This is a genomic window from Streptomyces sp. NPDC102406 (assembly GCF_044765725.1).
GTDB lineage: Bacteria > Actinomycetota > Actinomycetes > Streptomycetales > Streptomycetaceae > Streptomyces.
Genome location: NZ_JBIWKP010000002.1, coordinates 694173 through 706466 on the forward strand (window position 1 = coordinate 694173; position 12294 = coordinate 706466).

Genomic DNA, 12294 nt, shown 5'->3' on the forward strand with positions numbered 1-12294 from the left:
CAGCCTAATCGCGCCGCCTCACCGCGCATAGAGCGCTCTCTCGCCGCCCGCCGCCCGCCGCCTCCCCGATCTGTACATACGTGGTGAGCGGGAGATCCCCGGCCGAGCGGCCCACCCGCACGGTGAAGCGGCCCGGCTCGGTCAGCCAGCCGCCCTCCGCCACGCTCCAGTGGCTCAGCGAACGGGGGATGACGGGGACGCGGACCCGCACCGTCTCACCGGGCGCCGCGTGGACGGGCGCGTACCCGGCGAGCCAGCGCACCGGGCGTTCCACCGCCGAGTCCGGCCGGGACAGATAGACCTGGACGACCTCGCGTCCGCTCCTGCGTCCCGTGTTCCGCACCTGCACCATGACGGTGAACCCGCCTTCCCCGCACGCCTGTTGGAGCACGGTGGCGCTCTCGTAGCGCCACGTCGTGTACCCAAGGCCGTGCCCGAACCAGTAGGCGGGGGTGCGTCCGGTGCGCAGCCATGCCCGGTGGCCGACGTGGATCCCCTCGTCGTACGCGAGGACGCCGTCGACCGGGCGGGTGGTGGTGACGGGGGCGTCGCCCAGGTGCTCGGGCCAGGTCGTGGGGAGCCGGCCGCCCGGTTCGGTGTGGCCGCAGAGGACTTCGGCGAGGGCCCCTCCGGCTTCCTGCCCCGGCAGCCAGGTGAGGAGGACCGCGGCGACGGCGGAGCGCCAGGGCAGTTCGACCGGTCCCCCGGAGTTGACGACCACGACCGTCCGGGGTTGCGCCGCGGCGACGGCCCGCACCAGGTCGTCCTGGTGTCCGGGCAGGGCGAGGGAGATGCGGTCGTGGCCTTCCGACTCGCTTCCTTCGGTGGTGCCCACGACGACGACGGCGATGTCCGCGCCGCGCGCCGCGGCGACCGCTTCGGCGATCGCCTCCGCGGGGTCGGCGGCAGGCGGGGCGGCGGTCAGGACGGTGGCGCGGCCGGTGTCGGGGGCGAGTTCGCGGCGGGCCACGACGAGCACGGGGACGCCCTCGGTCAGGTGGTGGTGGGCCGTGGGTCCCGGCGGGGTCACGTGCACGACGGCGGGGTCGCCGGTGCGGCGGGGGAAGGTGCCGTCGATCAGCAGGTGGCCGTCCACGGTGAGGGAGATACGGCCGAACCCGCCGACGCCGAACACCCATCGGCCGCCCTTGCGCGGTGTCAGGAGGGCGCTGACCTCCACGGTGTGCGCCCCGGGGACCTGTGTCGGTTCGAGGAGCCGTCCCGAGCGCCGGTGCTCGGCGTGGAGCTCGTCGCCGTCGGCGTCCAGCAGGCGCAGCAGCACGCCGGGCGCGCCGGACCGCGGATCGGCGCAGTCGCGGGGGCTCAGGGGGGCGGGCGGGGCCCCGAGGTCCGGGCCGGGGGCATGGACGACGCGGGCCCGGCCGCGCAGTCGCTCGCGGAGGCCGTCGAGCGGCGCGGTGACCCGCTCGGGGAAGACCCCGGCGCTCCCGCCACCCTGGACGCGGGGGTCCACGGCGTGGGCGCCGATGACCGCGACGCTCCGCACCTCGGCCTCGCGCAGCGGGAGTACGCCGTCGTTGTGCAGCAGGACGGTTCCGGCCGTCGCGGCGCGGCGCAGCAACCGCCGGGCGCGGGAGGGGTCCTGCGGCGTACTGCGGGAGGGGGCGCGGGGCCCGCCCAGGGCGCCGACCCGCTGGGCCAGGAGGAGCAGTCGGCGTACCTTGTCGTCGATCGCGGCCCGCGGGACCCGGCCGGTGGCCACGGCGTCGGCGAGCAAGGCGTCCCAGGGGCCGCCGGGGCCCGGCATCGCGAGGTCGAGGGCCGCGTTCGCCGTGTCGAGCGCCGAGCGCAGGGCGCCCCAGTCGGAGACGACGACGCCGTCGAAGCCCCACGTGTCCTTCAGGGGGTGTGCGAGCAGGGGGCTGGCGGTCATGGTGGCCCCGTTGACGCGGTTGTACCCGGCCATGACGGCCCAGACCCCGGCGTCGACGGCCGCTTCGAAGGGGGCGAGGCAGACCTCGCGCAGGGTCCGTTCGTCGACCCGTACGTCGACGGTCATCCGGCCGGTCTCGGAGTCGTTGGCCACGAGGTGCTTGGCGGTGGCCGCGACGCCTCGTGCTTGCAGGCCGCGCACGAGGGCGGCGCCGATACGGCCCACGAGCCACGGGTCCTCCGAGAAGCACTCGAAGTGGCGGCCGGCCAGCGGCGAGCGGTGCAGGTTCAGGTTGGGGGCAAGGACGACGTGCACGCCCTTGCGGCGCGCCTCGTCGGCGAGCAACTCGCCCAGTTCCCGCACGAGTTGTTCGTCCCAGCTCGCGGCGAGGGCCGACGCGGACGGCAGCAGGGCCGAGGTGACGCGCTCGTCCCAGGTCTCCCCCCGTACCCCCGCGGGCCCGTCCGAGGTCACCATCTCGGTCAGGCCCACGGCCGGTTCGGCGCGGGTGCGCCAGGTCGTCCCGCCCGTGAGCAGCCGTACCTTCTGCCGCGGAGTCAGCTTCTCGGCCGGCCGGTCCGGCTCCTCGTCGGCCATCGCGTCACCTTTCGTACCCGTTGCCATGGTGGAGCGCTCGCCGTGGAGCGCTCTCTCCGGTGTCGTGCGCCCGGGCCGTGATCAGTTGTAGACGCCGAACTCGTAGAGGGAGTAGCCGTATCCGGTGCCGCGTGCGGTGCCGTTGACGCGGACGTAGCGACCGGTTCCCGTGACGTCGAAGTCGTCGACGCCGCCGTTGCCGTCGCTCACCTGCCGCACGGTCGTCCAGTCCTGGCCGTCGTCGGAGGTCTGGATCGTGTACGCCTTCGCGTACGAGGTCTCCCAGTCGAGCTGCACGTGCCGGAACGAGCGGCGGGAGCCGAGGTCGACCCGGAGCCATTGCGGGTCGCTCCAGTCACTGGCCCAGCGCGTGTCGTTCCTGCCGTCGACGGCGTTCGCCGCGGTGCAGGGGCAGTCGCCGTAGTCGGAGGTCTGCTGCGAGGAGGCGGTCGCGGGCCGGCCGAGCGCGAGGTTCGTGCCCGTGACGGGCGGCGGGACGACGCGCACCGAACGCGTCTCGACGCCGACGTTGCCCTTGCCGTCGGTGACCTTGACGTAGATCTTCCAGACGCCCGGCCGGTCCGGGGCGGTCACCTTGAGGCGTCCCGAGCCGAGGTCGGTGACCTGCGCCGGGACGAGCTGCTTGCTCTGGTCGATGTAGTTGCTGTTGCTCAGCACCTGGTAGGAGAGCCGGTCGCCGTCCGGGTCGGTGGCCTGGGTGGCGATGACGAGATCGCGTCCCGCGGGCACGTTCGTCGCGCCGCCCTCGATGTCCATGCGCGAGATGACGGGCGGGGTGTTGTCCCGGGAGGTGTCCGCCCCGTACGCCTTCTTCACGGCGTAGTACGACAGCCGCCTCTCGCCCGCGGGCAGCAGGTTGAACCAGATGCCGCCGAAGTCGTACTCGGTGCCGTAATGGAACATGGTGGCGCCCAGGGCGACGCCCTTGTGCCCGGTGATGCAGCCCCACGCCTTGCCGTACCCGGCGGCCTTGGCCTGGTCGGTGGGTTCCTGGGGCACACCGTTGGCGTCGTCGGGCACCTCCCACTCCCCCGCGGGCCCGGTCTCGGTGACGATGTAGGGCTTGGTGTAACCCCCTTGCTGCCAGGCCGACTTGATGTCGCAGACGGCGTTGTAGGAGTTGACCGCGTAGAGGTCGAGGTCGGGAGCGTTCTTCTTGTAGTAGGGCCACGCGCCGACCCAGGCGTCGGTGGAGGTGACCGGGTGGTTCGGATCGACGGCGTGGATCTTCTTGGCGATGTCGTCGACGAAGGTGGTGTAGGCGTCGCGCTGCTTCTCGAGCGCGTCACCGCTGTAGCAGTTCTGGAGGCCGAGGACGGACTCGTTGCCGACGTTCCACATCAGGACGCCCGGGTTGTCCTTGTAGGTGGCGGCCCACTTGGGGAACTCGGCGAGCATCTGGTTCTTGTACGCGGTGTCCGTCAGGTAGTCGACGCAGCCGCCGCTGCCGGGGCCGCCGCCGGGCTGGAGCCAGAAGCCCGCGATCACCTTGATGCCGTGCGCGGCGGCCGAGTCGAACAGCGGCTTGCTGCTCGCGTCGGTGCCCCAGGTGCGGATGGTGTTGACGCCCATCGACTTCAGGTCGGGCAGGTACCTGTCAGCGTCGGCGACGGCGGGGCCCCAGGTCAGGCCCTTGATCTCGTACGGGGAGCCGTTGACCCGGAGCTGCCAGTCGCCCTGCGATCCGGTCACCTTGACGACGTCGCCCGCGGCGTGCGCGACGGGCGCGGACAGGGCGAGGAAACCGGCCGCGAGCGCGCCGGCGGCGAGGGGGACGGCCAGGCGGTGCGCTCTTAGGTCGACGGTGCGGGTGCTGCGCATGGGGATGCCTCCGGCGGGGACGGGGTGGGAGGAAGGTCAGAGACGGGGAAGGGGCGGCGGCCGGTCGGGGCGGCCACCGCCCCGGGTCGAGGGCGGGTCAGGGCAGCTCGTAGCGGTCGTTGAGGGCCGCGCCCTTCTCGGGGTGGTTCTGGTCGTAGCCGCGCGGGTCGCACTGGAGGCCGCCGACGACGCAGTGGTCCACCATCGCCTTGAGCGTCCGGTCGTCCCAGGCGTTGAAGAAGTCGTAGTGCCAGGAGTAACTGGGTCCGCTGGACAGCCGCAGCTTCGACAGGTCGCCGTTGACGGGGAACGCCATCTTGAACTCGATCATCGGCAGCGCGACCGGGTGGTCGGCGGGGCAGACGTTGTCGTTCGTGCCGTTCTTGACCACGGGGTAGGCCATGTGGCTCTTGTGGTCGGGCGTGTCCAGATACATCCCGTCCCAGCAACTCGGCGCCTGCCAGCGGATGTTGACCTGGGTGGACGGGGTGGTGGGGCAGTTCTTCGGGAAGTCGACGTTGAAGAAGCTGTCACCGCACTCCCAGCCCTCCACGAAGCCGGGGTGGTTGCGGAACTCCTGCGCGCTCTGCATCGGGCTGCCGACGACGAACCGCAGGCCCTTGGGGAAGGGCCGCACGCTGGTGTAGTCGGTGACACCGGCCTTGTAGTAGATGGTCTGGTCCCCGACGGGGAGGACCGGCTTGTCGCCGTTGAGCATCGTGGGCATCCAGTAGCCGGACTTGTCACCGGGCGCGAGGCACTTGGTGGAGCCGCCGGCGAGCGAGGCGGTGGTGCTGTTCGCGTCGGTCGTGGTGTTGCCCATGAACGTGTGGTCGTGGGACTTCCCGGCCTGGCCCGGGTAGACGATGGGGTCATCGGGTTTGGTGTGGGTGACGGAGCAGTGCGCCTGGAACTCGTGGAAGTAGGCGTGCGGCGGCACCTTCGTGGACGGCTGGACGCCCGTGACCGGCGGGTTCGCCGGGATGTAACCGTCGCCGTCCGCGTCCTCCGCGGCCGGCACCGTGGACGCGGCCATGGTGTGGCCCTGGTGCGCGGCGGCCGGTGCGGACGCCTGCCGGGCGGGCGCCTCGGCGGCTCCCGCGGTGAGGGCGACCCCGCCCACACCCATGGTGGTGAGGGCGAGGGCGCCGGATATGAGCAGCCCTGAGACGAGTTTCGATCTCCGTGCCATGGAGACCTCCTGCCATGTCGGTACGACGTGTGGTGGGGGGTGGGACATGTCGTGCGCGGACCATGAGAGAGCGCTCTCTCGCCGGGGAGTGTTCTCGCTCTGACGTGACAGTGTCAAGAGAAAGTGAACGCTCTGTTGCACGGCGGGGCGCCCGACTCGCCCGTTTCGGGGCGTATCCGATCACCGGCCATAGGCCCAGGGGAATGGCCGGGTTGCAAGGTGAGAGAGCGCTCCCACACGCGTCGTCGCTACGCTCGTTCCTCATGAACCAGACCCGCCGTGTCCTCCTGGTGACGCCCGCTCTGAGCGTGGCGCAGCGCCGGGCCGCCTTCGACGACGGTGGGCCGCTCGATCCCGTGGGCGCCGCGCAGGCTCGGGCGGCGGCCGGTTCGCTGCCGGGAGGCGTCCCCGTACTGGTGTCGCCGAGTGTGCGCTGCGAGGAGACCGCCGCCGCCCTGGGGCTCGCGTCGGTGGCGGCTCTCCCCGCACCGGCGGGGCTGGACGCCGGGCGCTGGCGCGGACGCACCCTGGACGAGGTGGGCGCGGCGGAACCGGAGGCGCTGGGACGCTGGCTGACGGACCCGGAGGCGGCGGCGCCCGGCGGGGAGTCGGTGGCGCAGGTGTGCGCGCGGGTCGCGCGGTGGCTGGCCGACGGGGAGCCGGGCGCGGGGCGTCTGATCGCGGTGGTGGAACCGGACGTGGTGCGGGCCGCTGTCGTCCACGCGGTGGGGGCGCCTGCGGCAGCGTTCTGGCGGCTCGACGTGGCGCCGTTGACGGTCACCGAGTTCAGCGGGCGCCTCGGGCGCTGGAACGTCGGCATCGGCCGCCCGCTGGGCGCGACGCCCTGAGCGTTCGCAGACGCCCGTTCCCCTTACCCGTACGGGAGTCGGCGAGTGGCCGACCACGCTCCCGCCGCGGTCGGCCACGTCTCGAGGGGCGGTGTGCCGGGGCCCTCAAGCGAGGACGCGAGGAGGCCCGCGGACGGTTCCGCGGGCCTCTTCCGCGCCGGGACCGTTCACTGCCCGGCCGGTACGGTCCGGACGGACGCGGCGACGGACCGCGGGCGCAGCAGTCGCTCGGCCACCTCGCCGAAGAGGAGGCCGAACCCGGCCCACAGCACCGTCTGTACGGCGAGCGCGGAGAGCCGGAAGCGCCACAGCAGGGTGGCCGGGAAGTGCTCGGGCACGTTGTCGACGGCCGGCAGCACCGCGAACGCGAGTCCGGTCGCGACGGCGAAGGCGAGCACGGCCAGCACGGTCGCGTACCAGGTGCCGGTCCTCGGGGCGAGGCGTCTGCCCAGGATCGTGGCGCCGACCGCGAGGAGCACGCTGAGCACCGTCATCAGGAAGTACAGGGCGGTCCGTTCGCCGATGGTGTCGGGGTCGCCGACGGCGGGCGGGTTGGCCGGGTACTTCAGGAACGGTACGACGTACACGGTGAGCAGCGCGCACGCCGACAGGAGCATCGCGGTGGCGCGCGGACCGAAGCGGCCCACCCGGCCCAGGGCGAAGCAGAAGGCGAGCGCGGCGATGCCGCCGAAGGCGACCCCGTACACGAGGACGCCGGTGGCGAGACCGGCCGTGGACTGCAGGGAGCGGGGGACGAGTTCGGCCTCGTCCCCGTGGGAGTGGGCGGCGTGCCCGTCCTCGAGGCCGATGGCGCGCTCGACGCTCGGTTCGCCGAGGACGTAGGCGACGACCAGGGCGAGCACACCGGCCGCCAGGCCGGCGAGCATGCCCCGGACGAGCAGATTTCGTACGGTCGTGGAGTTCATGAGCGGCGCGGCGTCCCTTGTCAGTGGCAGGGGAAGCCGAGCAGGTGGCGGGCGTCGTGCACCCATTCGTGGACTCCCGCGCCGCTGAACACGGACGTGGCGCCCTGTTCCGCGCCGACGAAGTACAGGAGGACCAGCATCAGGACGCCGAAGAAGGCCGCCCAGGGGGCGATGGCCTTCAGCGGCAGGGGTACGGGTACGGCGGGGGTGGCGGCGGTCGGCGGGGCGACGTGCTGTGCCATGGCGGGGCCTCCTCGGGAGTTCGCGTCCCATCTCGGTGGTGCACAGGACGACAGCCACGGGTCTGACTCACGAACGGTCCTCGGGCCGTTCGCACACAGTGGCGCGACCGTGCCGGATTTCCACCGGCTTCCGTCGTGCTGTCGTCGATACGCCCTGAAGGTACCGCGTGCCACGCGCGCGGCCAAGACAGCCTGGGCGCGGGGGTGTTCCCGCCGCCGCGCCTACTGTCCGGCCAAGCCGAGTTCGTGTTCGCCCAGCGGTGCGAAATGGCGTTCCACGTCGGCGTCGGTGACCTCGGCGAGGGTGCGCGGGGACCAGCGGGGCCTGCGGTCCTTGTCGATGACCTGGGCGCGGACGCCCTCGACGAGGTCCGGGGCGCGCAGTGCCGCGCAGGAGACGCGGTACTCCTGGTCCAGCACGCTCTCCAGGGTGCCGAGCCGCCGGGCGCGGCGCACGGCGGCCAGCGTGACCTTCACGGCGGTGGGCGACTTGGCGAGCAGCGTCTCGGCGGTCTCCTTGGCCGCGGGGTCGCCGTGGTCGACGAGCCGGGCGAGGATCTCCTCGACCGTGTCGGCCGCGAAGCAGGCGTCGATCCAGGGCTGTCGAGCCGCGAGCTCGCCTTGCGGGGCGGGGCGTGCGTGGCGGGCGAGGACGTCACGGACCGGCTCCGTCGCCAGGTCGGCCAGGAGGGCGGGCAGCGCCGTCGAGGGGACGTAGTGGTCGGCGAGTCCGCACAGCAGGGCGTCGCCGGCGCCGATGTGCTCGCCGGTGAGGGCGAGGCAGGTGCCCAGTTCGCCGGGGGCGCGGGCGAGCAGATGGGTGCCACCGACGTCGGGGACGAAGCCGATGCCGGTCTCGGGCATGGCGACGCGCGAGCGTTCGGTGACGATGCGCACGTCGCCGTGGGCGGAGACGCCGACGCCGCCGCCCATCACGATGCCGTCCATCACGGCGACGTAGGGCTTGGGGTAGCGGGCGATGCGGGCGTTGAGGCGGTACTCGTCGCGCCAGAACGCGGCGGAGGCCGTGCCGTCGCCGTCCCGCGCGTCGTCGTGGATGGCCCGGATGTCGCCGCCCGCGCACAGCCCGCGCTCCCCGGCGCCGCTGATGACGACGCAGCCCACGGAGTCGTCGTGCTCCCACGAGGCGAGTGCCCGGTCGAGGGTGCGCACCATGGCGTGGTTCAGGGCGTTCAGCGCGCGCGGCCGGTTGAGGACCAGGTGGGCGGCCCGGCCTTCCCTGCGGACGAGGACGGGGGGTGCGCCGGTGGCGGGGGCCGCCGGATTCGCGAGGTCGTGCATGGGCTCGTCGTCTCCTTCCAGGGCGACGGGCCCGCGCGGGGCCCGGACGATCTTCTCGGTGCCATCCTCTCCGATCGCCCCGGGGGTCGGGCGGCGGCCCGTCAGGCGGGGTAGGCGTGGGTCTGGGCCGCCTTGACCGTCGCCCAGACCGTGGCGCCGGGGTGCAGGCCGAGTTCGGCGGCTGCCACCGTCGTGAGGTCGGCGGCGAGGGCGAGTTCACCGGTGAGGGCCGCCCTGATCTGATCGCCGTGGGTCTCCATGCCGCTGACCTCGCAGCGCCAGAGGTTGCGGGCGCTGGAACCGGTGGGGCGCTCGCCGTGCAGGGTCACCGCGCCGGGCGGGAAGGCGACGAAGACGGGACCGGTGAGGTTTTCGGTGGTGGTGATCGCGGGGCCGTGGCCGTCGACGTGGACGGTGTGGCCGTCGGCAAGTCCCCGGTAGAGGTTGAGGCCGACGAGCTGGGCGATGTAGTCGGTGCGGGGCCGGCGGGCGATGTCGGCGGGGGCGCCCTCCTGGACGACGTGCCCGTTCTCGACGACGACGAGGCGGTCGGCCAGCACCATGGCGTCCAGCGGGTCGTGCGTGACCAGGACGGCCACGGCCTCGAACTCGGCGAGGTGGCGCCGGAGTTGGGCCCGTACGTCGAGGCGGGTGCGGGCGTCGAGGGCGGCGAGGGGTTCGTCGAGGAGGAGCAGGCGCGGGTGGGTGGCAAGGGCGCGGGCGAGGGCGACGCGCTGCGCCTGGCCGCCCGACAGGCGGCGCGGCTTGGCCCCGGCGTGGGCGGCCAGGCCCATCCGGTCGAGCCAGGCGGCGGCCTCGGCGCGGGCCTCGGCGCGGGTCATGCCGTGGCAGCGCGGGCCGAACGCGACGTTGTCCAGGGCGCTCAGGTGCGGGAAGAGCAGGTAGTCCTGGAAGACGACGCCGACGGGGCGGGACTCGGGCGGGGTGGCGTCCAGCGCGGTCCCGTCCAGGCGCAGATGGCCGTCGTCGAGCGGGGCGAGTCCGGCGAGGGCGCGCAGGGCGGTGGTCTTCCCGGCGCCGTTCGGGCCGAGCAGGGCGACGACGTCGCCGGGGGCGGCGGTCAGGGTGACGTCGAGACGGAACGTGCCGCGGTCGACGACGAGGCGGGCGTCGAGGCCCGCACCGGAGCCGGTCGTGGCCGGGGTCGGGGTCGGGGTCGCGCTCATGAGGCGGTCATCCAGCGGTCGCGCAGGCCCGCGAGGACCGCGACGGAGACGGCGAGCAGGACCAGGCTGAGGGCGATGGCCGCGGCCGGGTCGCTCTGCATGGCGAGGTAGACGGCGAGGGGCATGGTCTGGGTGCGGCCGGGGAAGTTGCCGGCGAAGGTGATGGTCGCGCCGAACTCGCCGAGGGCACGGGCCCAGGCGAGGACCGAACCGGCGGCGACGCCGGGAGCGATCAGCGGCAGTGTCACCCGGCGGAACGCGGTGAACCGGGAGGCCCCGAGCGTCATGGCGGCCTCCTCGTAGCGCGGGTCGGCGGCGCGCAGGGTGCCCTCGACGCTGATGACGAGGAACGGCATCGCGACGAACGCCTCGGCGACGATCACGCCGGCCGTGGTGAACGGCAGCGTGAGGCCGAACCACCGGTCGAGGTACGTGCCGACGATCCCGTTGCGTCCGAGCGCCGTGAGGAGGGCCACGCCGCCGACGACCGGCGGCAGCACGAGCGGCAGCGTCACCAGGGCGCGTACGAGGCCACGGCCGCGGAACTCGGTGCGGGCGAGGAGCCAGGCGAGCGGCACCCCGAGCACCAGGCTGACCAGTGTCGCCGACGTGGCGCACACCAGGGACAGACGCAGGGCCTGCCACACCTCGACGCCGGTCAGTTGGGCGGGCAGGTCCCGCCAGGGGGCGCGGACCAGCAGGGCGAGCAGCGGCACGACGAGGAACGCGAGGCCCACGAGGGCGGGCAGCAGCAGGGGCAGCGGGGCGGCCCGGCCGCGACGACGCCTCGGGCGGGCCTTTCGGCTCCCGGCTGCCTCGGTTGGCTTGTCGAGCTGGGTCACGGCGTGCGGAACCCGGCCCCGGTCAGCACCTTCTGTCCGTCGGCGGAGCGCACCAGCTCGATGAACGCGCGCGCCGCGGTGGCGTTGGGGGCGTTCTTGAGCAGGGCGATCGGGTAGTCGTTGACGGCGTCGGCCGCTTCGGGGAACCGCACGCCCCGCACCTTGTCGCCCGCCGCCTTCACGTCGGTCTTGTAGACGACGGCGGCGTCGGCCTCCTTCAGCTCCACCTTCGTCAGGGCGCTCTTGACGTCCTGTTCGTACGAGGCCGGGGTGAGCTTCACGTCGCCCGCCTCCAGGGCCTTCTGGGCCGCGGCGCCGCACGGCACGGAGGTGTCGCACAGCACGACCTTCAGGCCGGACCTGGTGAGGTCCTTCAGGGAGGTCACCTTGTGCGGGTTGCCGGGGAGGGTGGCGATCTCCAGCTCGTTGCGGACGAAGGTGGCCGGGGAGCCGGAGGTGTCGCCCGCGTCCGTGACGGTCTTCATGGTCGTGGGGCTCGCCGCGGCGAACACATCGGCCGGGGCGCCGCCGGTGATGCCCGCGGCGAGGGTGTCGCTGCCGCCGAAGTTGAAGGTGACATGGGTGCCGGGGTGCGCCTTCTCGAACCGTTCGCCGAGCGTCGTGAAGCTCTCCTTGAGCGAGGCGGCGGCGAACACGGTCACCGTGCCGGACAGCTTCTCGTCCCCCGACGCGGAGTGCGGGGAAGCGCCGGACGAGCCGGTGTCCGTACCGGACGAGCCGCAGGCGCTCAGGGTCAGCAGCGCGGCGGCGCCGACTGCGGCCACGGGCAGCGTCCGGCGGGTCCGGCGCGCGGAACGGGTCATCACGGGTCCACTCCCTCGGTTCCTGGGCAGGCGACGTGTGCGGCGGTCGACGTAGCGGCGATCATACTGCCGCATCTGCTAGGCGGAAGTCTGCTGTCGCATCGCATGAGCCAGGATTGCGAGGCTTGGATGTACGCATGTGCGGCCTGGGGTGTCAGGCGCGGTCGATGTGGACGTTCGTGGACTTGACCCGGGCGGTGGCCTCCATGCCGACTTCGAGGCCCAGCTCCTCCACGGCCTCGCGGGTCAGCAGCGACACCAGCCGGTGCGGCCCGGCCTGGATCTCCACCTGGGCGGCGACGTCACCGAGTTTGACGGCGGTGACGATGCCGGGGAACGCGTTGCGGACCGAGGTGTACGCGACGTCGTCCTCGGTGCCCGCGCCCTTGGCCAGCTCCACGGAGAACGCGGCCAGGTCCTTGCCGTCGACGAGGCGCCGCCCGCTGTCGTCGCGGTGGGTGACGACCTTGCCGGCGTCGGCCCAGCGCCGCGCGGTGTCCGGGCTGACCCCGAGCAGCCGCGCCGCCTGGCCGATTGTGTAGGACTGCATGGAGCCCAACATAGCGACCGGACCCGCGCCCCGTTCGGTCGGATCCTG

11 protein-coding genes and 1 riboswitch are annotated in these 12294 nt (G+C 73.2%); of the genes, 1 reads left to right on the forward strand and 10 read right to left on the reverse strand.

Annotated elements, in window-relative coordinates; all coding sequences use genetic code 11:
* Window positions 1–4 precede the first annotated feature (4 nt).
* The 3 genes from ACIRF8_RS11770 to ACIRF8_RS11780 all read right to left on the reverse strand — a co-directional run bounded on the left by ACIRF8_RS11770 (window position 5) and on the right by ACIRF8_RS11780 (window position 5525).
* On the reverse strand, window positions 5–2491 hold the full coding sequence (locus ACIRF8_RS11770; RefSeq protein ID WP_404213540.1) for a glycoside hydrolase family 3 C-terminal domain-containing protein: 2487 nt from the start codon (window positions 2489–2491) through the stop codon (window positions 5–7).
* 81 nt (window positions 2492–2572) lie between these two features.
* On the reverse strand, window positions 2573–4333 hold the full coding sequence (locus tag ACIRF8_RS11775; protein WP_404213542.1) for a discoidin domain-containing protein: 1761 nt from the start codon (window positions 4331–4333) through the stop codon (window positions 2573–2575).
* 97 nt (window positions 4334–4430) lie between these two features.
* Window positions 4431–5525, reverse strand: coding sequence for a DUF1996 domain-containing protein (locus tag ACIRF8_RS11780; protein ID WP_404213544.1), 1095 nt, complete (start codon window positions 5523–5525; stop codon window positions 4431–4433).
* A 263-nt stretch (window positions 5526–5788) separates the two neighbouring features.
* Between ACIRF8_RS11780 and ACIRF8_RS11785 the strand changes: the two genes are divergently transcribed.
* Window positions 5789–6373 (forward strand): histidine phosphatase family protein, encoded by a 585-nt coding sequence (locus tag ACIRF8_RS11785; protein WP_404213545.1) that lies wholly within the window; start codon window positions 5789–5791, stop codon window positions 6371–6373.
* Between the two features lie 167 nt (window positions 6374–6540).
* On the opposite strand, the gene ACIRF8_RS11790 is transcribed toward ACIRF8_RS11785, so the two are convergent.
* The 7 genes from ACIRF8_RS11790 to ACIRF8_RS11820 form a co-directional block, all read right to left on the reverse strand.
* Complete coding sequence (locus tag ACIRF8_RS11790) at window positions 6541–7299, reverse strand: CbtA family protein (protein ID WP_404213546.1); 759 nt, start codon at window positions 7297–7299, stop codon at window positions 6541–6543.
* A 20-nt stretch (window positions 7300–7319) separates the two neighbouring features.
* Entirely contained in the window at window positions 7320–7541 is a 222-nt protein-coding gene (locus tag ACIRF8_RS11795; RefSeq protein ID WP_404213548.1) for a CbtB-domain containing protein, read from the reverse strand.
* A 60-nt stretch (window positions 7542–7601) separates the two neighbouring features.
* Window positions 7602–7673: riboswitch (cobalamin riboswitch) on the reverse strand.
* 90 nt (window positions 7674–7763) lie between these two features.
* Window positions 7764–8843, reverse strand: coding sequence for an enoyl-CoA hydratase/isomerase family protein (locus tag ACIRF8_RS11800; RefSeq protein ID WP_404213550.1), 1080 nt, complete (start codon window positions 8841–8843; stop codon window positions 7764–7766).
* Between the two features lie 101 nt (window positions 8844–8944).
* Window positions 8945–10030, reverse strand: a complete 1086-nt coding sequence (locus ACIRF8_RS11805; RefSeq protein WP_404213552.1) for an ABC transporter ATP-binding protein — start codon at window positions 10028–10030, stop codon at window positions 8945–8947.
* Window positions 10027–10872: a molybdate ABC transporter permease subunit gene (gene modB, locus ACIRF8_RS11810; RefSeq protein WP_404213554.1), complete on the reverse strand. Its 846-nt coding sequence runs from the start codon at window positions 10870–10872 to the stop codon at window positions 10027–10029. Before modB ends, ACIRF8_RS11805 begins: the two co-directional genes overlap by 4 nt.
* The gene (gene modA, locus ACIRF8_RS11815; RefSeq protein ID WP_404213556.1) at window positions 10869–11696 is read right to left on the reverse strand and encodes a molybdate ABC transporter substrate-binding protein; all 828 of its coding nucleotides are present in this window, start codon (window positions 11694–11696) and stop codon (window positions 10869–10871) included. The genes modB and modA overlap by 4 nt, the downstream gene beginning before the upstream one ends.
* A gap of 154 nt (window positions 11697–11850) precedes the next feature.
* Window positions 11851–12246: a molybdopterin-binding protein gene (locus ACIRF8_RS11820; protein ID WP_404213558.1), complete on the reverse strand. Its 396-nt coding sequence runs from the start codon at window positions 12244–12246 to the stop codon at window positions 11851–11853.
* Between the last annotated feature and the right edge of the window lie 48 nt (window positions 12247–12294).